Source organism: Paenibacillus sp. FSL E2-0151, assembly GCF_037993015.1.
Lineage (GTDB): Bacteria > Bacillota > Bacilli > Paenibacillales > Paenibacillaceae > Paenibacillus > Paenibacillus amylolyticus.
The window spans coordinates 3,297,268-3,321,305 of sequence record NZ_CP150308.1; the positions used below are offsets into that span (position 1 = coordinate 3,297,268).

A 24,038-nucleotide genomic window follows, 5' to 3' on the forward strand; every position below is an offset into this window, starting at 1 on the left:
GTCCAGAAGAAGCAGCCGGATAGTTGTAATCATGAAGGAGAAATGCAGGATGGATATGGGACTAAAAGAGAAAACAGCCTTAGTTACAGGATCAACAAAAGGGATCGGCAAAGCGATTGCTATAGAACTCGCTCGAGAAGGTGTTCATGTTCTGATTAATGGACGTAATGATGAAGAGGTGGAACAAACCGTTCGTGAAATCAAGTCCACTTTTCCGGAGACCTCTCCGCAAAAGGCTACCGCTGATCTTGTGGATCTGGCGCAACGCCAAGCTTTATTCGAGAAATTTCCTGAAGTTGATATATTAATCAATAACATGGGGATATATGAAATCATGAGTTATGAAGACATAAATGATGAAGTGTGGGAGAAATATTTCCGTACTAATGTACTTGCTGCCAATGGCTTGTCCCAATTTTATTTACCTAAAATGGTGAAAAACAATGACGGGCGTATTATTTTCATCGCAAGTGAAGAAGCCCTTATGCCTTCAGGCCAGATGCCTCAGTATTGCATGACCAAGTCAATGCTGCTGTCATTATCCAAAAGTTTGTCCAAACTGACAGCAGGGAGCGAGGTTACGATCAATACGATCCTGCCAGGTCCAACACTGTCCGAAAACGTACAAGAAATCATTGAGGGCATATACCCTGATGAGGCACTTACTTTTGAGGAAAAAGAGAAAGACTTTATGAAGAGTAATCTGCCACAGTCCGAATTACAGCGATTCATCAAGCCAAGTGAAATAGGCAGACTCGCTGCATTTGTATGCAGCCCATGTGCTTCCGCCTTCAGAGGCTCTCCCATCCGGATGGACGGGGGCATGGTTCCCACCATATTTTAAAATTGTTCAGGATACAGGATATGGTTCCATAAGATGTCGCCAGCATTGGCGGCTTTTTTATTTGTAAATGATCTATGCGAGGGCGTCAATCGAGTTTATAATACAGGTATGTTTTTCGAAAACGATTTCTGTTCATTGGAAGCGATTACTTTTATCGATTATATGAATCTAAAAGGGGACACTATCATGATAGAAGCAATAAATCTGGAAGGCATATGGAAACTCCAACTTGATGAACATAAGGTGGAACGTGGTCTGAATTTCTCAGACGTTATTACATTGCCAAATACTACATCTCATGCGGCCAAGGGCAAGAAAAACGAGAATGTGTTAATCGGTGCGCTGACGGATGAGTACTTATTTGAGGGTTATGCCTGGTTTTCAAGAGAGATTGAAGTTCCCGAACACTTGGCTGGCAAACGTTGCTTCTTACATCTGGAACGAACAAGAGTTACCACAGTCTGGATTGATGGGGTGGAATGGGGAACACAAAACAGTCTGAACACACCTCACCGTTACGAGATTGAGGCAGGGCTAACCGCTGGGACTCATACAATTACCATTCGAGTGGACAATACCAATTATCCAACCAAAGGGGGTCACCTTACATCCGAAGACACGCAGACGAATTGGAACGGCATCACCGGGAAATTGGAACTTCAATTTTTCGAGCGTGTTTTCCTGGATAATGTTCAGGTCTATCCCGATCTTGCGACTCGATCTTTCGAGATCAAGGCAGCACTTGTTGGTGACCTGCAAGAAGCACGAATCGTGGTTTCGGCTGTTGCAGTCAGTGCAGATCCGGTGTATACGACCGAGGAACAGATTTTCGCCCCGGATTCGCAGGAAATCCAGCTGACGTACAAGATTGGTGAAGATGCGATGTTATGGAGTGATGATGAGCCTAACCTGTACCAACTTCATATTCATCTGCAAGATCAGGACGGCGAAGTGCTGGATTCCACCGAAGTATGGACGGGACTACGGGAATTCCGGGCTGCTGGAGACAAATTCACCATTAATGGTCGCAAAACGTTTCTTCGAGGCAAACATGACGGGCTGATCTTTCCGCTCACGGGATACGCGCCAACAGATGTGGATGAATGGGTTCGTATTCTCGCTATCTCCAAGTCCTACGGTATCAATCACTACCGTTTCCATACCTGTTGTCCTCCGGAGGCTGCTTTTATTGCAGCGGATCTGCTCGGCATCTACATGGAGCCTGAGCTTCCGTTCTGGGGAACGATTACGGATGAATCTTCGGATGGGCATAATCAAGCCGAGCAGGATTACTTGATTAGCGAAGGATTTGCGATGCTGCGTGCTTTTGGTAATCATCCTTCGTTTGTCATGATGTCGATGGGGAATGAACTATGGGGAAGCAAGGACAGATTGAATTCGATCCTGAAGGCATACAAAGCATATGATCATCGTCATCTATACACCGAAGGTTCGAATAACTTTCAGTTTGTGCCGGACATTCTGGAGGAAAGTGAATTCTTCTGCGGGGTTCGTTTCTCCAAAGAGCGCCTGTTCAGAGGTTCATATGCGATGTGTGATGCTCCGCTCGGTCACGTGCAGACCGACCTGCCAAATACATTGAAAGATTACGATTCAAATATTGTACCTGAGCAAGGCAGCGATGCTGACCCTTCTGGTCAGACTGGGGACAAAGAGATTCAGATTCAGTATGGGACTGGTTCCAAAACAGTGCAGGCCGAAGCTGGAAGTGACCAACTTGTCTCACACGTACCAATCATCTCGCATGAAATTGGACAGTACGCCACGTTTCCTAATTTCGAGGAGATCAACAAGTATACGGGTTCACTCAAAGCCAAGAATTTCGAAGTGTTTCGAGAGCGTCTGAATGCCAAAGGGCTGGGACATCTGGCGGAAGCATACTTCAGAGCCTCTGGTAAACTCGCGGTCGCATGTTACAAGGAAGAACTGGAAGCTGCTTTTCGTTCGAAGCAACTAGCCGGGTTCCAGCTGCTGGATCTTCAGGATTTCAGTGGTCAGGGAACGGCGCTGGTGGGTGTACTGGACGCATTCATGGATTCCAAAGGCATGATTACACCTGAGGAGTGGAGAACGTTTTGTTCCGACGCTGTGTTGTTGGCGAGATTCCCCAAATATAATTATCAAGCGGGTGAATTGTTCGAAGCACGCATTGAACTAAGTTACTTCCGCAGACAGGCATTGGACGGACGTCATCTGAAGTGGGAAATTCAAAGCGAGCAGATCGAAGGAAGCGTCCTATTGGAAGGGAGAGCAGACCTGCCAGCGACCCATGGAGAACATTATGTGAATGTCGCGGATCTCAGCATTCGCATTCCTGAAGTCTCCAATATGACCAAAGTGGAGCTTAGACTGTCCATTCCGGGTACGGATATCCGTAAGTCTTACGACCTGTGGATCTACCCGAGTCAGGAGGCAGTGGACCTGAGCGGTTTGAATCTATTTACCGAACTCTCGGAACAGGCGTTGGCGCTGCTTGAGCAGGGCGAGGATATTTTACTTTTCCCGAATCCTAATCAGCTTCAACACGCGATCCAAGGTTTCTATAGCACCGATTTCTGGTCTTACCCTATGTTCCGATCCATCTCGGAGAATATGAAAAGAGAAGTTCCTGTGGGCACAATGGGCTTGTTAATTCAACAGGATCATCCGGCCTTCGAACATTTTGTCACAGAGGAGCACTCAACTTATCCGTGGTGGAGCATCGTGTCCGAGTCGTCATCGATCATCTTGGATGAGTTGGATAAAGACTTGAATCCGATCGTGCAGACCATTGATAATTTTGAGCGAAACCACAAGCTCGGCCTGTTGATGGAGTGTCGGGTCCGGAAGGGGAGAGTGCTGATGGGAGCGCTGAATCTGGAGCGTCTGATGACTACATTGGAGGGCAGACAGTTGTTATACAGCTTCCAGCGTTATGTACAAAGTTCCGCTTACCAGCCAGTTGCACGTCTGGAAGTAGAGGAACTTCGCAAGTTGTTTAACTAAGATGTAGGGAGAAGAAGTGTCAGGTTTCCCTTAATTATGCTAATGAGCCCCTTCCGCGAATGGAAGGGGCTATAAGACATGCAGATTGAAACGGTTCATTCTCCCATTAAGCCTTAGATGAACCTGCACTTTTTAGGATTACATTCCAATCTTCTTCTTCAAAAAGTATGTTGTCTTTATCCTCTGTTACTCCGATCCGGACCTCAAGGATCACCATCCTGGTTTCAGCCAGAATAGAAAAGAGACTCTCCTTGGTAATCACGAACTGATTGCCCATACTCATTTGCATGACCTTTCCGTTTACAAGCACTTGCCCACTGCCTGCAAGCACGGTCCATGCTCTACACCCAGTTCTATGCCAGTTCAACCCGATATGTTTGCCCGGTAGAACCGTTATGTTTAATGTGGTCACAGTTGTATTCTCATCGTCTAACGAACTCTCAATGACACGATAACTGCCCCAGGTTGCTTCACCATACATCGGTTTTAATGGCAAGTTACCCAATTGCGCTTTAATTTCATTTGAATTATTTTTGTTGGCAATGAGAATGCCATCCGGACTTGCGGCAGCGATAATACCTGGCACGCCAATGACTTGGATGGGGTAGGGAAGCTCGTTAATAATATAGGAATCGGAGGAAGAACCCGAGATTCCACCGTGTCCGATTACATGGGTATCCAACTGTGCGCACAGCGTATCCCAGCTTCCGATATCCTGCCATACTCCCTTATAAGGCAGGACTACGGCCCGCTGTGCCTTTTCTGCAACATGCTTGTCAAAACTCCGTTCAGGCAACGCTTCATACAGGGACGACAATTGATCATAATGAACCGGAAGCCCCATTTTTTTAATATGGGATATCATAAACGCGACGGTGAATGCGTACACACCGCAGTTCCATAGAGCCCCACGTTGTAGCAGCGTTTCAGCAATGGAGGCTTCAGGTTTTTCTATAAATTGTGTTATGGGCGCATAAGCATTACGTTCTTCCCCACCCGGCAGGATGTATCCATACTGTTCTGAAGCATGTGTAGGCCTTGTCCCAATTAAAGCGATTTCGGCTTGAGAATGTTTCAATATGTCCGGCAGTAATTGGAAGTTGCTGAAAAAATCTTCACCTGCGAACACATCAGCTGGCGCGATACAGATCACATCGTCATCTTTGGCCATTCGGAAGGATTGCAGATATAACGTCGCTAAGGCCGCCGCAGTAAAAGTGCCTCGTTTATAAGGTTCCCCAATGACTGGTATTTTGCCTTGAGTATGTCGTGCCGTAATATTAGCCTGATCCTGATGTGAAATAATGAGTGTTGAATCCGTTAGGGATGAACTGTCAAGCTGGCGGCATACTCTGCTGATCATGGATTCCCTACCTCCAGCGGGTGATGGAAGTATATCTATGAACAGCTTGGAGCGAAGCTCATTGGATAACGGCCAGAGCCTTTTGCCAGAGCCGCCGCACAGCAGTACGATATGCATGGGCTTCCTCCTTAAGCTCAGGGAGCTTTACTATAGATTTTCCGTTTATGAAAGGAAAGAGAACGATATTTAAGAGCCAGATTGCGGATTTGTTGCTCTTTTAACGAAGAAGCGTTCACATTCAGACTTTTATTCTTGGAACTTCTAAGGACCATGCTGCCTGGGTTTTTCGTATACATAAAATTGGCATACGTTTCATACTCGGAGAAACCAAACTGTTTCTTCTTATTGATATTAGATATGATCGCTTTGTACCATGGCAGCTTATGAACCGCTTCAATTTTCTGTTTTAAGGCAGCGAGTTTCGATTTGTCGAACAGCATATAATGGGTGACAAAAGAGCGGGGACGCGGAGCTTTCATGCCTAACAACTTGCGGTAGGTATTGAAATATTCCGGCTGGCTCCAGTCACGGCAGTAAAAGACTGTTTTGCCTTCTACAAGAAATGAATGAGGTTTAATCAGTACGGTATCTGCATCCATGACTAGAAAGTACTTTGCCTTCACAATGGAATCTCCGTTCATTTTGAGCAGCTGCTGATATAACCAGCCTGACCGATTCCATCGGGAGGACTGGTAGTGTATGTCGTTTTTGGTTATAGGCAGGACGGATCGCTCATTAACAAAAATGCAGTTTTTAAGGGAACAGAGTTTTCTGATTTTGGTGCTAACCGGAGAAACAATATATATGCTTCCAATGGGATGTTTTACATAACGGCGAATGTTATCGATGACGAGGGGAAGGGTAGCCAAATCTTTCTCGATCGCTGGTATAAGAACATCAATCTTAGGCGCATTATTCAACCGGATTCCAGGCTGGACGGACATCTTCTCAACTCCTTGCACAAATCGTGATGACTCATTATATGGTATGTGTGCAAAAGTGTTTTGGTCAGGGCATGTGCAAATATACATTTTTACGAATAGGGGCTTTTGTTGAGGGTTCCTTTATCGGTATTACATATAATGCTTGCAGGATCTTGATCAAACAGCAGGCTTTGATGCGGTTGCTGAAGGGAGAGTTTACGACATGGGAGTTGATAAGTTGCAGCCGTTAAGAAGCAAGTGGTTAAAAACAAAATTGATCATTAATAATGAATTAATTAAACCGTTTATCCCCGACACACAGAAATATAACAAAACGAATCTGAAATCCATGATCAGCAAATATGGAATGGTCTATGTCAAACCCGAGAGAGGTACTTTCGGGATGGGTGTTATTAAGGCGGAGATGGAAAGTCAGCAACATTTTGTCTATCAGATCGAGCAAAAACGTCTGACGTTTGACAGCTTTGAATCGTTTTATAACAGTCTGACTCGTCTGGTGAATAAAAGAAGTTATCTGATTCAGAGAGGAATCCATCTGCTTAAGCACAATAACAGACGTTTTGACATCCGTGTCATGATACAGCTAAGCCCGACCAAACATTGGGAAGCCACCGGAATCATCGGGCGACTGGGTCATCCAAAGAAAATCGTAACCAATTATCATAGTGGTGGTACACCGATGGATATTCACAAGCTGCTAAAATCACATGCATCCACCAAACGCAGGAATGAACTGATTCAAGAGATGAATGAGCTTAGCCTGCGCATAGCTCGTCATATGAAAAAAAAGTACCCGCATCTTAAGCAAATTGGTGTGGATATCGGCCTTGACCACAGTCTGAAACCCTGGATTATTGAAGTGAATGTCAAACCTGACCCATATATATTCAATCAATTAAAGGACAAGACGATGTATCGCAAGGTAATACGGTATTACCGCCATGCTTTCCCCAAAAAAACAAAATAACAGACTGGACTTTTCATAGGAATGCTGGAGAAGGTTACAAGCTCAAGAGTCGCCAATGTGGCGACTTTTTTTGTTGATCTGCGTTTTAGGGTCGGAATAATGCATTTCATCCCCATTCGACTCCGAAACCTATGCTAAAATAGTATATTCGAGAGTGAAATTCAGAGTCGATGTCGATGAAAGGCGGATGTTCCCCCATGTTCAATATTGCAATCTGTGATGATGAGGAGCAGCAACGAGAACGTGTGAAATCCATGCTGGTCTCCTTATCTCTAAAAACCAATTTTGATTTTCAAATTAGCCTATTCACATCTGGTGAACAATTGCTCTCACACTACAGAGAGGTTGGGGATACATTCAATATTCTCATCTTGGATGTGGAGATGGGCGGAATGAACGGGATTCAGACCGCTAAAGAGATCAGGAACATGAAGTTTCTGGATGTACAGATTATGTTTCTGACCAGTTACCCGGAATATATGGTGGAGAGCTTTGATGTCATCACCTTTCAATATCTGATCAAGCCAATCCAGCCGCAAGTTTTCGAGGAAAAGATGATTAAGCTGTGTCAATATTTTCAGGCATTGGACAAAAAGTATGTATTAATCAAATCAGACTATGATGAACTGCTGCTGAAATATGATGATATTCTCTGGATTGAGGTCGTCAAAAGTTTAACGATCAAGAACAAGTTGAATTTTGTGACACAGGAAAATGTACATGAGACCAAAGGCATTTTATCCAGCTACGCTACAGGTTTGAAAGACCATGGTTTCTTACAGATTCATCGCTCGATTATCATCAACCTGATGCATGTTCAGAAGTTTTCCGGTACCCAGGTCGTTATGTTTAATGGAACGGAACTGCCCATAGGTCGATCCAAGGTCAAAGAAATCAAGGATGCTTACACCAAATATATGATCATGAGGATTCAATGATATGGGTACCTATATGATCTTTTCCATCATCTTTGTGACCTTACTTATGGCATTTCAGGCGAATTTTTATTTTGATTCTGTGTTGGGCAAGTCCAGACGAAAGCCGCGCAGAGCGATCTATTTCATGGTATTTCTCATGTTGGGTTATTTTTATTTGGTCTCTTCCTTCTCTGATATCATTTCTACTGCTGTTGCTCTGCTGTTAATCTTCAGTCTGGCACAGTCCTATGAAGTGGAGTTTAAAATCAAGCTTGTTTTTACCATCCTGTATGCGGTTCTGATTACTATGGCAAATACAATAGCCGTATATATTCTCGGAGTTTTGGAATCCACAGAATTCATTTCATGGGAACAGTTCAACGGAGAAAACCACTGGATTCTCTCCAAGGTGATGCTGGTTGGTTGCAGTATCATGTTCATTGTTATTCAAATTGTGCGTTTAGTGGCTAAACGCAGAAGTTTTGCCGTGCATTATCGTTATTATTTGCTGTTTCTTATCGTACCCATTATTACGATCTATCAGATCAATGTAGCCTCCATATATAGTGAAAAAAACATATTCTACGTCTTTTCTGTACTAGGCTCGCTATTTCTCAACGTGTTCATTGTATATGTATTCGATAACATGGTGGAAAAGGTACAGCTTGCGCATGAAAATACCCAGTTACAGCGTCAGATGGACTACCAGGATGCCAACTATGAGAAGACCGTTCACAGTTTCAAAAACATTAAATCCATCATCCATGATATCAATCAGCAGTTTCTGTATATTGATGAATGTATCCAACGTAACGAACTGGCAGCGGCAGGTGACCATATCAAGTCTACATTAAATACCATTGAAGGTGCGTACCAGCGGGTGAACTCTGGCAATCTGGTCATTGATGCACTCGTTACAAATACCTTGGCTATGGGGCAGGCAAACGGGATCAAAATCGACACCAAAATCCAGCTCCACTCGCAGCATATCCAGATCGATCGGTACGATCTGTGTGTGGTGCTGGGTAACATGCTCGATAACGCAATTGAGGCCTCCAAGAAGGTTAGACAGGCTGAGGATCGATATATCCTGATTGCCATTCACTCCACATCATCTACACTGGTCATCCAGATTATGAATCATGTGGAGCAACCGATCGTTGACTTGAAAAGTGACAAGCCCAATCCGGAGTACCATGGGATCGGTCTAACCAATATATCGCGAATGTGCGAGAAATATGGTGGACATATGAGTATTGAGCATCAGCATCGGAAATTTAACAACATGGTCGTGCTTCCGTTTCACACCGACAACCCCTGAACCTGCCGTTCAGGGGTTGTTTTTTTCCATTCAGGGTCCGTTTGCGTTTGATCAGTCTCTTCCCGGATATGATGAATTCATTCATAAGAACATTTGAGGGAGGACATATGATGAAGAAACTAATTAGTCTTTTATGTACAGCGGTGCTTGCAATTACACCGCTGGCAGATGTCAGAGCAGAGGCGAATAACAGCGGTACGATTGAGGCACGGGCGGAGCAGATCGCCAAGGAGATGGTGCAAAACTACGGTGTCACCAGTGTGCAATATGCGATCATGGATGAAGGGGAATATATTTTATCAGATAGTGTCGGATTGCACGATAAGGCATCACAGAAGCCAATAGACAAGGCTAGCATGTATGGCATAGGCTCGGTTAGCAAAATGGTTGTTACGGCAGCCGCCATGAAGCTGGTCGATTCCGGTAAAATAGATCTGGATGAGCCGCTTACTTCGTATATCAAAGACTTTAAAATGGCAGATGCGCGCTATACTCAAATCACACCGCGCATGTTGATGAATCATTCATCCGGTCTTTACGGTACACATTATGGAAACAGCATGTTGTTTGAAGATAATGACACCCGCAATCATGATGAGTTATTGCTCAAACTTCAGTCCGAAAAACTGAAATCCAAACCTGGTGCATACTCCGTCTACGCCAATGACGGTTTTCAATTGCTTGAAATCCTGGTTGAACGGGTGAGTGGATTAAGCTACAGCGAATATATCGCCAAGTTCATCAGCGAGCCGTTGAAGTTGGAATCAACGAAGACACCACTAGATTCCTTTGACAGAGCGCAATTATCCGAAACCTATTGGCCTACACTTGAGATGAAGATGCCTACCGAAAATGCAAACATTATCGGCACAGGCGGAGTGTACTCTACCGCAGAAGAATTGAGTCAATTCGGAGAGGTTTTAATGGGGAACAGACCGGATATTCTGTCCGAATCTGCTGTGAAGGCCATGCAATCTCATGAATATCGTAAGGGCATATGGGTATCTGATGAGCAAAATACGATCAATTATGGCTTGGGATGGGATTCGGTTGACCTTGCACCTTTCAGCGATTATGGGGTTACCGCGCTTGCCAAAGGTGGGGATACCATGTTGTACCATGCCGTGTTAATCACTATACCTGAACATGATATTTCAATGGCGGTTCTATCATCTGGCGGATCTTCCATCTACAATCAGATGTTTGCCAGCAAAGTGCTGCTGGAAGTTCTGGCGGATCAAGGCATCATTGACAAGGTTAAACCCGATCAGACCTTCTCGTCACCCGACAAAGTGAAGATGCCAACAGAATTAAGCGCGTACTCCGGTCTCTATGGTACGGTAGGAGAGACATTGGATATAACGATTAAGGATGGTGAAATGCAACTGCCTGCTTTGCTGGGTGGAATTATTCCAGAGCAGAAATATGTGTACACAGGCGACGAACATTTTACAAGTGTCGATGGCAGTGTGAAAGCTAGTTTTGTGAAGGAACGTAATGACAAGGTATATGTTAAAGTTCAGGGTATGATTACGTTACCCGGCATAGGCCAAACGGTAATGAACACGTATGATTATCAAAAACTGGATCATAATGCGCTTGACGCAGCAACAAAAGAGAAATGGACAGCTCGTGACGGCTCGAAATATTACGCGTTGGATGAAAAAATAACATCGATCTTTTATCTGCTTCCATCGATGCTGATCAAGAACCTGTCTGTTGACGCCGAACATGGTTACGCCAATGGTACGCAAATCATGGATGCAAACAACGCAGAGAATATCGCCGAGATTCCTGTAATGAACGGAAGAGACGCGTTTGATCTGCAATTTTACACAAAGAATGGCGCCGAGATTTTGCTCCAGGATGGGCAGGAATACATTGCTGAGGAGGCGATTACTCCAATCTTTGGTGGAAAAAAAGGAATTACGACTATTCCGGCAAACGGTCAAGCCCGGTGGTATGCGATCGATGCCCGATCGGGTAACAAATCCATCACGGTGGATTCTCCGAAGACCGGAGGTTATGCAGTGTATACTGATAAAGGGGAAATGGTTGACTTCTCTGTAGCAACCAATCATGAATCGACGAAACTCCCGAAAAGTGGTTTTATCGTTTTTGGTGGGGACTCCGGTGATATATTCCAGATCCAACTAAAGTAAAGCAGAAACTTCATTAATGAGTCACGTTCGCAACTTATCACCGAAAAAATACAGTTATCAAGAAGTCGCCTGGTGGCGGCTTTTTTGATATTTTCTTTGAATAATTTAACAATACGGTAACTATTTGGACCCATCACACGTTATGTTTATGTAGTTATATCTCAGGATTTTAATAACAGGAGGAATTCATTTACCATGGTCAATATACATAAACGTCAAATGAATAAGGAATGGAAAAGAAGAGCAGGAAGACCCATCATTGCAGGCATTACTGCCGGAATGTTGATGGTTCACGGCGTTATCGGCGTGTTGCCATCGCAGGCACATGCTGAAGCATCGGATGTATCCATCCGTAACTGGTATTCGTATCAACGAATCACTGTACCTGAACTGAAACCTTCTTGGACAGCGAAAGTAGATAACTATCTGAATATGAACGAGACTTATGTTGGAGTTAATGCGATCGCAGAAGAAGGAAAAGTATTCACGTTTGCTGGATCGAAGCTGATTGCACTTGATGCGACAACAGGTAAACGGTTGTGGACTTACGGCAAAGAACTGACTCCTTATATTACCTATCAAAGCGGGATTCTCTACGGACTGACCATTGATCACAAGCCATATGCCTTGAATGCGAAGACAGGCAAAGCAAAATGGCAGTCAGGTACATCCACCTGGATTGATACGTATAACCGTACGGAAGCTCTGATTCCAACGGTGGATACCCTCTACGTGATTAAGGGGAGTACAACGTTTGCACTGGATATCCAGTCAGGCAAACTGCGCTGGGAAGCAGATGAACCATTAGGTGAAGGTAATGGTACTGAGTATCTGAGAGAATCTAATGGTGTAGTGCTGAGAACCTTTTTTGTCCAAGGGGCACTTACATCCTTACAGCTTAATGCATATGACAAGAAAACGGGCAAGAAGATATGGGGTCATTTTGGTCAGGGGGAAGCTATTCAGATCAAAGACGGTCTTGTATACTCAGCGGACTACTATTCTTCGATGTTGGAAAATGACGAGTCTTCACCAGAACGCAAATGGAAAGTGAATGCGTACAACTTGAAGACCGGTGTGTTGAAAGGAAGTCAGGAGTATAAGTGGACCATGCCGGGGGATCCACCGTATGTGAATGGGTATGGAGGGATATTTTCCAATAAAGACAAACTATACATTCTACAAGGGGATAAGATAGCGGAGTATTCGTTGACCTCAACCAAGCCGGGTCCCGCGCCACTTCGAACTTTTCACCGTCCTTACGGCGAAAATATGGTATGGCTTGGCGTTACACAGGAAAGGTTGATCTTCAAAAACGGAAACACGGGAGAACTTACAGGCATCAAGCTGGCTAATGGTCAGGAGGTTCAGTGGCATGGTGATGCTCCCGTTTCTCAGATCGATGTTTACGGTAAAGGCATGTATCGAGCGCAACGTAACGGCACCCTGCTTGTCCTCAACATGATGTCGGGTCAGTCGGTCTTCCGCGTCTCCACCGGTGGAGATCTGCATAACACGACGTTAAAGACAAACGGAATGATCATCATCCAAACCGAAGGCAAACTTCTCGGCGTTAAGCTGCCAGCATCGCTGAAATAAGTGATTTAAGATGAAAAATATGTGAGAAGACTGGATTACGGCATAGCTGCCCATAATCCGGTCTTTTTTTATTTTTGCGCATAAAACACTGCAAAGTCCAAGTATTTGTACATGCAATCTGCCACGCGAAACCCCGCTTCCTCCAACCACACCAATTGATCCTCCAGCGTGGCATTGATATCCACCTTGCGTCTTTCAATCGATGCCGAGATGTCCGTATCGAGGGTTCTTCCCTGACCCTAGGGAAATACTGATTATGGATAAACTCATAGGTTGGACCTATGGATTCCGAGTCTCAGCCATGGGTAATAACATGTAAGCGCAGAATATAGACAGGGAGGAATGAACCTGATGTTTCAACCACGTTCTATTATGATGAGTATCTCGTTAATCGTTATAGTTCTAACACTTGTAGCTTGCTCTGGTAGTAATGAACCTTTGCCTAGCCCTCAACCATCAATGCCAGTAGGTGAACCTGCTCCAGCACCTTCAACAGAAAATGAACAACCAACTGAAACAGGTGGAACAGAAGAAGCAAATGAAACGGAGCGTCCACAGACCGCAAGTTTTGAAATGTTGACCGCAGATGGCAATCAATCACTAGAGGCGACCTTGCAACAAGGAGAAGGATTTTCCTTGTACGTATTCGAGAAATTCACATTTGATGCTGCTCAAGGCCGTCTGTCACTGACTAGTAACGCTGACTATTATGTGGATATTGAACCACTGCCTTCGGATTATAATCTGGCAGAACTGGAGACAGCGGGTAAAGAAGAATTAGAAAAAGCCGGTAAGGTATCTGATTATAGTGGAGAGCTGGTAGAACACCCACTTGGTTATGCCGAGCTCTATCTTCAGGCCTCTGGTGAAGAAGGCATTAGCGATTATATGGTCTGGAAATCAGAAGAAGAGGAAGCATTTCTATTCCGTCTTCATAATCCAAAAGGAGAAGAGGCCTCTGATTTCGCCAGTCCGGTCCTTGTTTCGTTATCCACCGTTCAGGGTGATTCGTAACGTGGATGACTATAATCATTTCAACGAAAGTCGCCAACTGGCGGCTTTTTTACGTTTACAGATTGCACGGAGAAGTTGCAGGTGATGTATTCACTTCCATTTGACTTAGAGTACGCTCTAGGGTGTAGACTTTGAAGAAGTAGAAATATTACTAAGGAGATGAACAGAATGACACAGGAAAATAATACTAGAACTTTACAACATAAAATGGACTCTGGCTTCAACCATAATAGTACAGCGGAGGATGTATTGAGGGATCTGGACCTGTCCGGACAGCTTGCTATTGTAACGGGTGGATATTCCGGCCTGGGGTTGGAGACGACACGTGCGCTTGTTAATGCGGGAGCCCGTGTAGTGGTGACTGCACGTCGTCCAGCGGTTGCGAAGGAAGCACTTTCGGGTCTGGAAGGTGTTGAAATAGATGAATTGGACCTCGCTGATTTATCCAGCGTTCGTGCTTTTGCGGAGCGGTTTCTGGCGAGTGATCGGGACATTGACATGCTGATTCTTAATGCGGGCATCATGGCTTGCCCGGAGACGCGGGTTGGTCATGGCTGGGAAGCTCAATTTGCAACCAATCATCTGGGCCACTTTGCCCTGACTAATCTGTTATGGCCAGCACTTGCAAGTCAGGGGGGAGCACGTGTTGTTTCCTTGGCATCAGCGGGACATCATTTCTCATCGATTCGTTGGGATGACATCCAATTTGAACATGGCTATGAGAAATTCCCTGCCTATGGACAGTCCAAAACAGCAACGATTTTATTCAGCGTTGAGCTGGATCGTCGAGGTACAGAGCACGGCGTACGGGCTTTCTCAGTTCATCCAGGCGGAATTATGACACCACTACAGCGTCATATGCCACAAGAGGAAATGATTGCTCTAGGCTGGATTGATGAATCTGGACAAGTGGCCAATCCTGCGTTCAAAACACCTGAGCAGGGGGCAGCGACGCAAGTCTGGGCAGCAACTTCACCTCAGCTTGAGGGAAAAGGCGGTGTCTACTGCGAGGATTGTGACATCAGTGAATTGGCTCCAGAGGATGGAGGTTTCTATGGGGTCAAGAAGTATGCCATCGACCCTGAGCAAGCTATTCGTTTATGGGAGCTATCAGCCAAGCTGACTCAAACAGACATAGAACTCTCATAATCATGTAGTTGCGGCAACAGAGCAACAGCTTGCTTCCATGCAGGAACTCACGGAAAAGTTCAAAATCTAAAGAGAATGTGATTAATTATAATGAAAACAACATAATTTCAAACAAAATCTCCTATTTAGCATATAATAAAGAAGGAGCATCTCATTTTCGCGATGGTGCAATCATTTCTTTATGAATTCAGGGAGAGAAAATCATGAATATTTTTGAGCATCAGATACCTTTGGAAAAAGTGAAATTCAATGAACCACTAAAAAATCACACGTTTATTAAAATAGGTGGCAACGCAGATATTCTCATCCATCCAACAACGATAGACGAAATCACTAAAATCGTGGAAATTGCCAACTTACATCAGTTACCTCTGACGGTCATTGGAAAAGGCTCAAACGTCATTATTAAAGACGGGGGTATCCGGGGAGTAACGATTTCTCTTAGCCACTTTGATCAAATTAAAGTGAATGAGGAGAGCATGATTGCGCAAAGCGGCGTTGATATCATTGATGTATCCAGACTTGCTTTGGAGCATAGCTTGACCGGTTTGGAGTTTGCTTGTGGCATTCCTGGCAGCACGGGGGGCGCACTTTACATGAATGCGGGTGCTTATGGCGGTCAGATCGCCGATGTTGTGGAACGTGCGACTGTGATCACCAAAGACGGCGCAGTGTTGGAGATTCCGCGAGAAGAGATGAAGTTTGGTTATCGAAATAGTCTCTTCAAGATGGATCACTATATCATACTGGAGGCCGAATTCGGGCTCAAAAAAGGAAACAAGGAAGATATTGCAAGCAAAATGAAGGAATTAACGTTCCTAAGAGAATCCAAGCAGCCGCTTGAATTCCCCTCTTGTGGAAGTGTATTTAAACGACCCGAAGGACATTTTGCCGGTAAACTGATTCAGGATTGTAACTTGCAGGGCACTCGCATCGGAGGCGCTGAAATCTCCATGAAGCATGCAGGTTTCATCGTAAATGTGGATCACGCTACTGCCCAGGATTATATGGATCTGATCCAATTTATTCAGAAGAAAGTATATGATACGTTCCAAGTTGAATTGGAAACCGAAGTAATCTTTCTGGGAGAATAGCTTCGATGAATGACTTGAAAGGTCGCCAATGGCGGCCTTTTTTGATTATGGCTTTAGCCAGTTGAGTGCGTGAAACGCGCGAAACAAAAAACCACCCGCTATGCGGGTGGAGGGATCGAGGGTTTGACCACCAAGACCATTCCGATAAAATTGAGATGTTCAGGCTCAAAGAAAGGAATGGTCTTAGATGGCAAACAAGAGCTATAGCCTAGCTCACACAAAGTGGATGTGCAAATACCACATTGTATTCACCCCGAAGTATAGACGGAAAGAAATCTATAATCAAGTAAGAAAAGACTTAATCGAAATTTTTAGACGTCTATGTAAGTACAAGGGAGTAGAAATTATAGAAGGTCATATGATGCCCGATCATGTTCACATGTTGGTAGCGATTCCACCGAAAATAGCTGTCTCAACGTTCATGGGATATCTAAAGGGAAAAAGTTCGCTAATGATATTCGAGAAGCATGCTCAGCTCAAGTATAAATACGGCAATCGAAAGTTTTGGGCAGAAGGGTACTATGTGAGTACAGTGGGTCTAAATGAAGCAACGGTAAGAAAGTATATTCGTGAACAAGAAGCACATGATCAAGCGTTAGATAAGCTGAGCGTAAAAGAATACGAAGATCCATTCAGCAGTCATCGGAGCAAAAAGAAGTAAAACCAGTTTAACTGGTGAGTGAAAGTGACAAATAACACTGAGCCTGAACAGCCCTGCTGTCAGGCTAGCGTCTTTAGGCGCAGTTTGGCAACAGGGGGTTATACCCCAAGAGCAAACCACCCGTTGGACGGGTGGTCCTGATTGTCCGAATTATATTTAAACAAGAACTAATATGCTAATTATGGTAATATCAGAGTGATTGTATTTAATATTTCATCGTTATCATAAGGAGTGTACATGGAGATGTTCAAGCGTAACAGGAGAATTTTGCTAATCACTGCAATGGTAATTTTACTATCGCCCCTGTCAATCTTGGCATATATGTATATGAATGAACGAGCTGGCGGGCTAGCCGATCAACGGATATCCAAAGTTTGGGGATTGAATGAACCTATACATATTCCTATAGCGAACAGTCCTCAAGGGGCCGTTCAAGAATTTAGAGGTGAATCTTATACCTCCCAATTCATTCATCAGGAGGCTGTGGACGGGGGCATGATTTTGTTTACACAAAAAAAGGGTCGGGAAAATAACAGTAATCTTCAGATGGAGTATACCCGCAAGAACATTTTCGGATGGAAATGGGTATGGGGTGGAGGATATTCCATTAATGAATCAGTTGAATCCAAGTTTGCGTTGAATTATATGAGCATACCGAAATTAGAAAAAGTCTCGGCCCCGTTACCGATGTTATTTGGTGACATCATAGACTCCACTATCAAACGTGTAACTGTTGAAATCAAGCAAAATGGAAAGCCTGAAACTTTCGATGCGAAGCTAGTTGAGGCAGGTGAGAACCAACAAATCTGGTATGCATTCCTGCCTTCATCAGCTACTCCTCCTTATACAATCAAAGCATATGATGAAAAGGAGAGCCTCTTAATCAACAAAGACATTGAAGAGGCAGATAGCTTTGGCTCATTATTTATTGAATAATCTCAAATAGAACTCCAGTAAAAAACAGCGGCATTCGAAGACTTTAGGTACGAGTCTAAGATTGTTGCTGTTTTACGGTTAGAGAATAAATAGTTACCTGGACTTTGGATCATCTGCGGTTCGATTGGCCTTCACATATTTGAGCTGCGCAACGATGATGACACTGATGATGACCAGCAGGAACCACGAACTAATTTTGCTAAAGCTAACCAGTTGCCAGGCATCATGCTGATCAGGGTATTTCCAGGCATTGAAAAATGTAGCGATGTTCTCAGCAGTCCAAATGAAGAAACCAACGATGATAAAAGCAAGCGATAAGGGCATTCGATAGGTCGTTGCTCGTACCCGGTAAATAATCCAGGTTTTCCAGAAGACAATAAATACAAGCGCCGTCAGCCACCAGCGAAAATCGGGCATAAAATGATGAGTGAAAAAGTTAATATAGATGGCTGCTCCGAGCAGCATCGAAGGTGCAAAACCAGGCCATTCGGTCATGTCCATCCGCAGTCTTCGCCACACCTGACACATAAAACTGGCTACACTTGCATACATGAATCCACTATAAAGAGGGACACCCAGGATTTTGCTGTATGCTTGCTCAGGGTATGACCATGATCCCATCCATACTTTATAGATTTCTAGCACCAGGCCAATAATGTGAAATACACAGATGACCTTGATTTCATCCTTGGTTTCCAAGCCGCTTCGATACATTAGGTACTGCACAGCAAGCAATACGAGCAGAATGGCATCATATCGATGAAGGTAAGGAATAGGAACTACGGTGGACAGTGCCAGTGTTCCAAAGATCGCTACGGGAAATATGCAACTCATGGCCTGATGATAGCCAAAATGAAGTAGTTGTATTAGAGATTTCAAGTCGAGTTAAACTCCTTTCCAAACATGTTGGAGCAAGATTCATTTAAAATTTAAGGTTCTTCATCACGGGCGTTTTTGCCTACACTTCATAATATAGATATGATCCATGAATAAAAAGAGAAAAAACCACGCAAATCTGTTCTTGTTTTCAAACTGGAATCATCATGAGAGGGCTCTATGAGAGGTCGACAGGGTCACTCCATGTATATTCTCTTGTGGTTATGTTAAAATGAAATTTGTACAATTACATTAGACAAGGAGGCCGCTATGCAACCGATTAAACCTCAAGACATTCAGCTCCGGATCAATAATCTTGCTGATCAGGACTTATACGTACATCTAGAACTTACGTCAGGTGCTTACGCACAACACATGGACAGTACAAAACATCCAGCATCGGCATTCATTACTAATGCGGCCATACGATATACGCAGGGGTCCATTTCAGGTACAGGTCCATACCGTGTTGGTCTGAAAACAACGCAGGGATGGCTTTACGCCGAAGGACTTACACATATTGATGAGCAGGAACAAGAAAGACTGATTCTCGCCGGTCACGACAGCCAAGGTAAACTAGTTGTGGCGTTACAATTAAGCCGAGAGATGTTCTGATGAAAGCGGAGGATTGAATAACCATGAATACTACACACAACGAGCATGAGCGCATCTTGGTGGTATATCCACATCCAGATGATGAAGCTTTCTCTGTATCGGGAACGTTAGCCAAATACATAGATGGCGGTGCCCATGTAACCTATGCTTGTCTAACACTTGGCGAGATGGGGCGCAATATGGGGATTCCTCCATTTGCCAACCGAGTGACGTTGCCTGGCATCCGTAAACAGGAACTCATCGAAGCTTCTGAAGCGATTGGTATTCAGGACCTGAGAATGCTGGGTTTCCACGATAAAATGCTGGAGTTCGAAGATCCACAGTTACTGGAAGACACCATCATGTCGCTACTTAAAGAGTTGAACCCTACGCTGGTCATAACGTTCTATCCGGGGTACAGTGTTCATCCCGATCATGATGCAACGGGAGCCGCTGTTATACGTACAATCACTAAACTTCCTGTGGATGAACGTCCGATTGTTCATTGCGTTGCGTTCGCTAATAATCAGGAACAGTACATTGGCAAACCGGATGTATTTGTTGATGTATCCGAATTTTTGGATCGAAAAATGGCGTCCATTCGTGCCCACCGTTCACAATTCCAGGCAGCAGAGCTTGTAGGAAATCGTGAGCTGAATAATGAAGAAATCAAGAAACGTTTTGGCAGAGAAACATTTTGGACCTATCCATTTGAATAATATATTACTTAGAAGTCGCCTATATGGCGGCTTTTTTTGATTTGCATCACAATATCGACACAAAAATGTAGCGTCTATAGCCTAATTGAGCTATATGGAATAAATATCATTTTAAGTACACTATGATCAGGATTGTGATAACGCTTCATTTAATGCGCTGCTTCAATGGATGAGGAACATGGAGAGTTGATTTTAAGTGGAATGGAGGGATGGTGTGTACAACCAACGTATATTTTGGATTAACGTAAAACCCGTTGAATACATTGCCACAGCAATAAGCAACTGTAACAAGAAGCCGGAATTGCGCGGTTTGAATCATGAGTAATCCTTGGGCAGGCTTGGGTGCATTCAACAGTTGTAAGAAGAGTCGGGTTACGGGTTTCATTTTTCTAATCGGAATGATGATGCTCCTACTATCCCTTCCGCACGGTGCAGTCATGGCCTATCCCGGACATCGTGATCTCATTCCCCTTCAGCCTATGATTGACCGTTCTGCACCTGGAGAAGTCATTGAACTTGCATCAGGTCGTTATTCTGGACCCGTGACGATTGACAAAAACATCACCATTCAGGGTGATCCTACGGTCATAGTTGTTAATGCGGAAGCCACCTCTACGATAATGATTCGCTCGGATGGGGTGAAATTGAGCGGTTTTACAATTGAACATGATACGAATGAACAGACTGCAGCGATTCAGGTTGAAGGGAAAAACAGTGAATTCACGGATCTGCACATTCAGACCCAGGGGTATGGGATGATCATCCGGAATTCGAGTCAGGCAACGATTCAGCGGAACAACATTACGTGGGCCGGGTCTGATTCTGCTTCCAGTGGCCAGAAGGGCAATGGCATTGATCTGTACAACTCCCATGATAGCTACATTGAAGCCAATGAGATCACCGGCATGAGGGATGGAATCTATCTGGAGAACAGTCGCAAGTCTACTGTGCAAAATAACAGGCTGTTACATACAAGGTACGGCATCCACTGTATGTACATTGACGGCTCTTCTGTCATGGACAATACCGGAGAGGAGAATATGACAGGTGCCATGATTATGGGCGTCAAGAATACGGTCATATCGGGCAATTCTTTTCGCAAACAGAGTACCAATGTTCACTCCCAAGGGATTTTATTGTATGACGTACATCAATCCTCTGTTCACAACAATGTAGTGGAGGGTAATCGTGTTGGCATGAATATTGCAGAATCCTCAGGTAATGAGATTCGTGGCAATGCGGTGCTTCGGAATTTTGTTGGCATCCAGCTTGTTCTGGCAGAAGCTAATGAGTTTACACGTAACCAATTGGTGTCTAATGTCATTGAAGCTTCGGCGCTGGATAGCCCGAATAATGTCCTGATGGAGAATTACTGGGACTCCTTCCAGGGGCTCGATCTGAATCAGGATGGAATCAGTGAAATTTCCTATGCCATCAATCCTTTTTATGAGCAACTGGTCAGTCGAAATTCTGCGTATCAGCTCTTTTTCCAATCACCGGGTATGGTCTTTCTGAGTGAATTGTTTACAGAAGGCAGAGAACAATGGACTACCGACAAATCGCCACGAATGAGCATGGATACGGAATCTGATCTGCACATGTCAGTGGAAAGTGCTACAGGTTCCAAGATGGTGTGGATGTTCGGGTTAGTTCTGTTGGGTATGGCAACTTTTATAATCATCTATATGGGGGTATTACGAAAATGAACAAAGGCTTGAACAGAAGATGGACATTGGTCATGGTACTTATGTTTGGCATGGTATTGTTAACCGCTTGCGGAACAAAATACGCGGCATTGCCGATCAATGAAGACGTGGACATCTGTGCGATCTGTAAAATGCAGGTGAAGGACGACGCATATGCAACACAGCTCACTACGAAAGACGGCCAAAATTACAAGTTCGATGATATCGGCTGCATGAACCAGTGGAAAACAGAAAATGGCACAGATAACATCGGTATGGACTATGTACGTGATTATAATGACAAGGAATGGATTGAATACAGCAAAGCCACGTATGTATACGACGCTTCATTGCGTACGCCTATGGCCTATGGAATTCTTAACTTTAAGGATAAGCCCTCGGCTGAAGCTTTCATTGCAGAGCAAGGTGTTGGAACCATTATGACCGCTGAGGATCTTGCCTCTCATGACTGGAAACAGAACACAGAGAATATGGACATGATGGGTGAACATGGGCATGATGAGCACGGACATGGTGAAGAAGGAGACGGTAATGAGATGCATCAGGAAGGTGAGATGAAAGAAGAGTCAGGCCACTAAGTATGACAATAGAAAATGGTGATCAATGATGTCAGATATGATACAGATTGCAAGACGAGAAGTGAAAATGGGATTTCGCAATCCTTGGGCGTATTCGTTTCTGATCCTTTTTTGCACATTTAGCTTAAGCTTGTTACTTCTGAATTCGCAGAATCTGGTTGAAGGATATTCAGGCACCACAGGTTCCATGTTGAATCTCATTCTCTACCTTTTGCCATTAATGACGCTATTCCTCGGATCCTTCTCAGTAACATCCGAAAAGGAAGACGGTAGCTGGCAGCTGCTGTCCACGTATCCCATCGGCACGATGTCTTTTATTGTGGGCAAGTATCTTGGGCTGTCGATTGTTTTAATTACCATTGTTGCGTTTGGATATGGCCTGATGGGGGTCATTAGCGGAGTAATCGGAAATCCACTGGATGTAATGACATATCTTCTCTTTCTGGCATTCTCGTGTGGACTGGTGTTGTTATTCCTGACGTTGGCGCTATTTATCGGTTCGTTGTCGCGCAATCGGTGGCAGGCGTTAACCATATCCGTGACCGTATGGTTTTTCGCAGTCATTGGATGGCCGACCTTATTGCTCTCTGTGCTGGGACTGATGCCTTATCTATGGGTGAAGCCGCTGCTGGTTATGCTAACACTCATCAATCCGGCCGAGCTGGTGCGATTGTTTGTAGTCATCAAACTGGGAGGCGGCTCCATTCTTGGACCAGAATATTATCGATGGGTGGAGTGGGTGCAGCAACCAAATGGCAGTTGGATCTTCATCGGGATATGCCTATTCTGGATTGCTTTCTCTGTCCTGGCGGTATATGCGATCTGGGAGAGGGGGCGTTCTCATGGATAAGGTGGGACTCGAAGTGATGGGATTGTGCAAATCCATTAAAAAGCAACCAATTGTTGAGGATATCTCCTTTCGCATTACTTCAGGCCAAGTGCTTGCCCTCTGTGGAGGGAATGGTGCAGGAAAGAGCACGGTGCTGCGTATGATCGCAGGAATTCTTCGGCCTACCTCCGGTGATGTTGCGGTGAACAATGTTCGATGGTTGAAGGAGCGCAAGCGTTATTCAGAGCAGATTGGATATATGCCGGACGATTATCAATTTAATCAAGGACTAAGTGCGGAGGAAATGCTTCTGTTCTGGGCTTCTCTGAGGAAAGTTCCCAAGGAGAGAGTACAGGAAGTACTGACCATGGTAGGTTTGGAGGATCAAAAGAAAAACCGGGTTACGACCTTCTCCAAAGGCATGCGCCAACGTGTGTTATTCGCCCAGGCTGTGCTGTCGAAACCTCCACTGCTCATCATGGATGAGCCAACGAATGGATTGGACCCATTCTGGATGCAGGAATTAACTCAGCTACTCAAGGGCATCAAACAGGAAGGCCACATGGTCGTGTTCTCGACCCATCAGCTGGAGATCGCAGACGATATTGCGGATCAGGTGATATTCATGAACCATGGACGTAATGTTGGAGAGGGCTCTACTCACGACTTTTGTGATCAATTCGGTTCGCTCCATGCAGCATTTCATCAAAGTCTTGGTTTAAAGTGAAGGTGAGTTTATTGCAGAAGAAGAGTTTTAAA

At 44.5% G+C, this 24,038-nt stretch carries 21 protein-coding genes; 18 read left to right on the forward strand and 3 right to left on the reverse strand.

Annotated features, from left to right (window positions below; genetic code table 11):
• Positions 1–49: 49 nt before the first annotated feature.
• Positions 50–844, forward strand: coding sequence for an SDR family NAD(P)-dependent oxidoreductase (locus MHI55_RS15040; protein WP_076249387.1), 795 nt, complete (start codon positions 50–52; stop codon positions 842–844).
• Between the two features lie 186 nt (positions 845–1,030).
• Positions 1,031–3,850: a glycoside hydrolase family 2 TIM barrel-domain containing protein gene (locus MHI55_RS15045; RefSeq protein ID WP_076249386.1), complete on the forward strand. Its 2,820-nt coding sequence runs from the start codon at positions 1,031–1,033 to the stop codon at positions 3,848–3,850.
• 106 nt (positions 3,851–3,956) lie between these two features.
• On the opposite strand, the gene MHI55_RS15050 is transcribed toward MHI55_RS15045, so the two are convergent.
• On the reverse strand, positions 3,957–5,330 hold the full coding sequence (locus tag MHI55_RS15050; protein ID WP_076249385.1) for a sugar phosphate nucleotidyltransferase: 1,374 nt from the start codon (positions 5,328–5,330) through the stop codon (positions 3,957–3,959).
• 17 nt (positions 5,331–5,347) lie between these two features.
• On the reverse strand, positions 5,348–6,157 hold the full coding sequence (locus MHI55_RS15055) for a DUF6492 family protein (RefSeq protein WP_047842887.1): 810 nt from the start codon (positions 6,155–6,157) through the stop codon (positions 5,348–5,350).
• Positions 6,158–6,359: 202 nt separating this feature from the next.
• Between MHI55_RS15055 and MHI55_RS15060 the strand changes: the two genes are divergently transcribed.
• The 10 genes from MHI55_RS15060 (at position 6,360) to MHI55_RS15105 (ending at position 17,977) form a co-directional block, all read left to right on the forward strand.
• Positions 6,360–7,124: a YheC/YheD family protein gene (locus MHI55_RS15060; protein ID WP_076249384.1), complete on the forward strand. Its 765-nt coding sequence runs from the start codon at positions 6,360–6,362 to the stop codon at positions 7,122–7,124.
• A 197-nt stretch (positions 7,125–7,321) separates the two neighbouring features.
• Entirely contained in the window at positions 7,322–8,062 is a 741-nt protein-coding gene (locus MHI55_RS15065) for a LytTR family DNA-binding domain-containing protein (RefSeq protein WP_076249383.1), read from the forward strand.
• Between the two features lies 1 nt (position 8,063).
• Positions 8,064–9,362 (forward strand): GHKL domain-containing protein, encoded by a 1,299-nt coding sequence (locus tag MHI55_RS15070; protein ID WP_036670839.1) that lies wholly within the window; start codon positions 8,064–8,066, stop codon positions 9,360–9,362.
• Between the two features lie 110 nt (positions 9,363–9,472).
• Positions 9,473–11,524 carry a serine hydrolase domain-containing protein gene (locus MHI55_RS15075; RefSeq protein WP_340390607.1) on the forward strand — a complete coding sequence of 684 codons (2,052 nt, stop codon included), beginning with the start codon at positions 9,473–9,475 and terminating at the stop codon, positions 11,522–11,524.
• A gap of 195 nt (positions 11,525–11,719) precedes the next feature.
• Positions 11,720–13,123, forward strand: coding sequence for a PQQ-binding-like beta-propeller repeat protein (locus MHI55_RS15080; RefSeq protein ID WP_076317945.1), 1,404 nt, complete (start codon positions 11,720–11,722; stop codon positions 13,121–13,123).
• Positions 13,124–13,474: 351 nt separating this feature from the next.
• Positions 13,475–14,137, forward strand: a complete 663-nt coding sequence (locus MHI55_RS15085; RefSeq protein ID WP_076317944.1) for a hypothetical protein — start codon at positions 13,475–13,477, stop codon at positions 14,135–14,137.
• 168 nt (positions 14,138–14,305) lie between these two features.
• Positions 14,306–15,286 (forward strand): SDR family NAD(P)-dependent oxidoreductase, encoded by a 981-nt coding sequence (locus MHI55_RS15090; protein WP_340390472.1) that lies wholly within the window; start codon positions 14,306–14,308, stop codon positions 15,284–15,286.
• A 203-nt stretch (positions 15,287–15,489) separates the two neighbouring features.
• Positions 15,490–16,380: a UDP-N-acetylmuramate dehydrogenase gene (gene murB / locus MHI55_RS15095; protein WP_340390473.1), complete on the forward strand. Its 891-nt coding sequence runs from the start codon at positions 15,490–15,492 to the stop codon at positions 16,378–16,380.
• A 187-nt stretch (positions 16,381–16,567) separates the two neighbouring features.
• On the forward strand, positions 16,568–17,041 hold the full coding sequence (gene tnpA, locus MHI55_RS15100) for an IS200/IS605 family transposase (protein ID WP_340386860.1): 474 nt from the start codon (positions 16,568–16,570) through the stop codon (positions 17,039–17,041).
• Positions 17,042–17,284: 243 nt separating this feature from the next.
• Complete coding sequence (locus MHI55_RS15105; RefSeq protein ID WP_340390474.1) at positions 17,285–17,977, forward strand: hypothetical protein; 693 nt, start codon at positions 17,285–17,287, stop codon at positions 17,975–17,977.
• Positions 17,978–18,070: 93 nt separating this feature from the next.
• Here the strand turns inward: MHI55_RS15105 and MHI55_RS15110 are convergent, their stop codons facing one another.
• Positions 18,071–18,856 carry a DUF817 domain-containing protein gene (locus tag MHI55_RS15110; protein ID WP_340390475.1) on the reverse strand — a complete coding sequence of 262 codons (786 nt, stop codon included), beginning with the start codon at positions 18,854–18,856 and terminating at the stop codon, positions 18,071–18,073.
• Positions 18,857–19,123: 267 nt separating this feature from the next.
• Here MHI55_RS15110 and MHI55_RS15115 point away from each other — a divergent pair, with 267 nt between their 5' ends.
• From MHI55_RS15115 to MHI55_RS15140, 6 genes are all read left to right on the forward strand, one after another.
• On the forward strand, positions 19,124–19,468 hold the full coding sequence (locus MHI55_RS15115; protein ID WP_017688572.1) for a YojF family protein: 345 nt from the start codon (positions 19,124–19,126) through the stop codon (positions 19,466–19,468).
• A gap of 23 nt (positions 19,469–19,491) precedes the next feature.
• The gene (bshB2, locus tag MHI55_RS15120) at positions 19,492–20,166 is read left to right on the forward strand and encodes a bacillithiol biosynthesis deacetylase BshB2 (protein WP_036670850.1); all 675 of its coding nucleotides are present in this window, start codon (positions 19,492–19,494) and stop codon (positions 20,164–20,166) included.
• A gap of 317 nt (positions 20,167–20,483) precedes the next feature.
• Positions 20,484–21,872 (forward strand): right-handed parallel beta-helix repeat-containing protein, encoded by a 1,389-nt coding sequence (locus MHI55_RS15125; RefSeq protein WP_340390476.1) that lies wholly within the window; start codon positions 20,484–20,486, stop codon positions 21,870–21,872.
• Positions 21,869–22,450, forward strand: a complete 582-nt coding sequence (locus MHI55_RS15130; protein WP_340390477.1) for a nitrous oxide reductase accessory protein NosL — start codon at positions 21,869–21,871, stop codon at positions 22,448–22,450. Before MHI55_RS15125 ends, MHI55_RS15130 begins: the two co-directional genes overlap by 4 nt.
• A 28-nt stretch (positions 22,451–22,478) precedes the next feature.
• Positions 22,479–23,300, forward strand: a complete 822-nt coding sequence (locus MHI55_RS15135) for an ABC transporter permease (protein WP_340390608.1) — start codon at positions 22,479–22,481, stop codon at positions 23,298–23,300.
• On the forward strand, positions 23,293–24,006 hold the full coding sequence (locus MHI55_RS15140; protein WP_340390478.1) for an ABC transporter ATP-binding protein: 714 nt from the start codon (positions 23,293–23,295) through the stop codon (positions 24,004–24,006). The genes MHI55_RS15135 and MHI55_RS15140 overlap by 8 nt, the downstream gene beginning before the upstream one ends.
• Positions 24,007–24,038 lie beyond the last annotated feature (32 nt).

What these genes read in the sequence shown, in the direction of transcription:
- MHI55_RS15075 (WP_340390607.1), top strand. Translation starts at nt 9,473, where the DNA reads ATGAAGAAACTAATTAGTCTTTTATGTACAGCGGTGCTTGCAATTACA.
- MHI55_RS15125 (WP_340390476.1), top strand. Translation starts at nt 20,484, where the DNA reads ATGAGTAATCCTTGGGCAGGCTTGGGTGCATTCAACAGTTGTAAGAAG.
- MHI55_RS15135 (WP_340390608.1), top strand. Translation starts at nt 22,479, where the DNA reads ATGTCAGATATGATACAGATTGCAAGACGAGAAGTGAAAATGGGATTT.
- MHI55_RS15090 (WP_340390472.1), top strand. Translation starts at nt 14,306, where the DNA reads ATGACACAGGAAAATAATACTAGAACTTTACAACATAAAATGGACTCT.
- tnpA (WP_340386860.1), top strand. Translation starts at nt 16,568, where the DNA reads ATGGCAAACAAGAGCTATAGCCTAGCTCACACAAAGTGGATGTGCAAA.
- MHI55_RS15045 (WP_076249386.1), top strand. Translation starts at nt 1,031, where the DNA reads ATGATAGAAGCAATAAATCTGGAAGGCATATGGAAACTCCAACTTGAT.
- MHI55_RS15085 (WP_076317944.1), top strand. Translation starts at nt 13,475, where the DNA reads ATGTTTCAACCACGTTCTATTATGATGAGTATCTCGTTAATCGTTATA.
- MHI55_RS15130 (WP_340390477.1), top strand. Translation starts at nt 21,869, where the DNA reads ATGAACAAAGGCTTGAACAGAAGATGGACATTGGTCATGGTACTTATG.
- MHI55_RS15055 (WP_047842887.1), bottom strand. Translation starts at nt 6,157, where the DNA reads ATGTCCGTCCAGCCTGGAATCCGGTTGAATAATGCGCCTAAGATTGAT.
- MHI55_RS15140 (WP_340390478.1), top strand. Translation starts at nt 23,293, where the DNA reads ATGGATAAGGTGGGACTCGAAGTGATGGGATTGTGCAAATCCATTAAA.
- MHI55_RS15080 (WP_076317945.1), top strand. Translation starts at nt 11,720, where the DNA reads ATGGTCAATATACATAAACGTCAAATGAATAAGGAATGGAAAAGAAGA.
- MHI55_RS15050 (WP_076249385.1), bottom strand. Translation starts at nt 5,330, where the DNA reads ATGCATATCGTACTGCTGTGCGGCGGCTCTGGCAAAAGGCTCTGGCCG.
- murB (WP_340390473.1), top strand. Translation starts at nt 15,490, where the DNA reads ATGAATATTTTTGAGCATCAGATACCTTTGGAAAAAGTGAAATTCAAT.
- MHI55_RS15060 (WP_076249384.1), top strand. Translation starts at nt 6,360, where the DNA reads ATGGGAGTTGATAAGTTGCAGCCGTTAAGAAGCAAGTGGTTAAAAACA.
- MHI55_RS15115 (WP_017688572.1), top strand. Translation starts at nt 19,124, where the DNA reads ATGCAACCGATTAAACCTCAAGACATTCAGCTCCGGATCAATAATCTT.
- bshB2 (WP_036670850.1), top strand. Translation starts at nt 19,492, where the DNA reads ATGAATACTACACACAACGAGCATGAGCGCATCTTGGTGGTATATCCA.
- MHI55_RS15065 (WP_076249383.1), top strand. Translation starts at nt 7,322, where the DNA reads ATGTTCAATATTGCAATCTGTGATGATGAGGAGCAGCAACGAGAACGT.
- MHI55_RS15070 (WP_036670839.1), top strand. Translation starts at nt 8,064, where the DNA reads ATGGGTACCTATATGATCTTTTCCATCATCTTTGTGACCTTACTTATG.
- MHI55_RS15105 (WP_340390474.1), top strand. Translation starts at nt 17,285, where the DNA reads ATGTTCAAGCGTAACAGGAGAATTTTGCTAATCACTGCAATGGTAATT.
- MHI55_RS15040 (WP_076249387.1), top strand. Translation starts at nt 50, where the DNA reads ATGGATATGGGACTAAAAGAGAAAACAGCCTTAGTTACAGGATCAACA.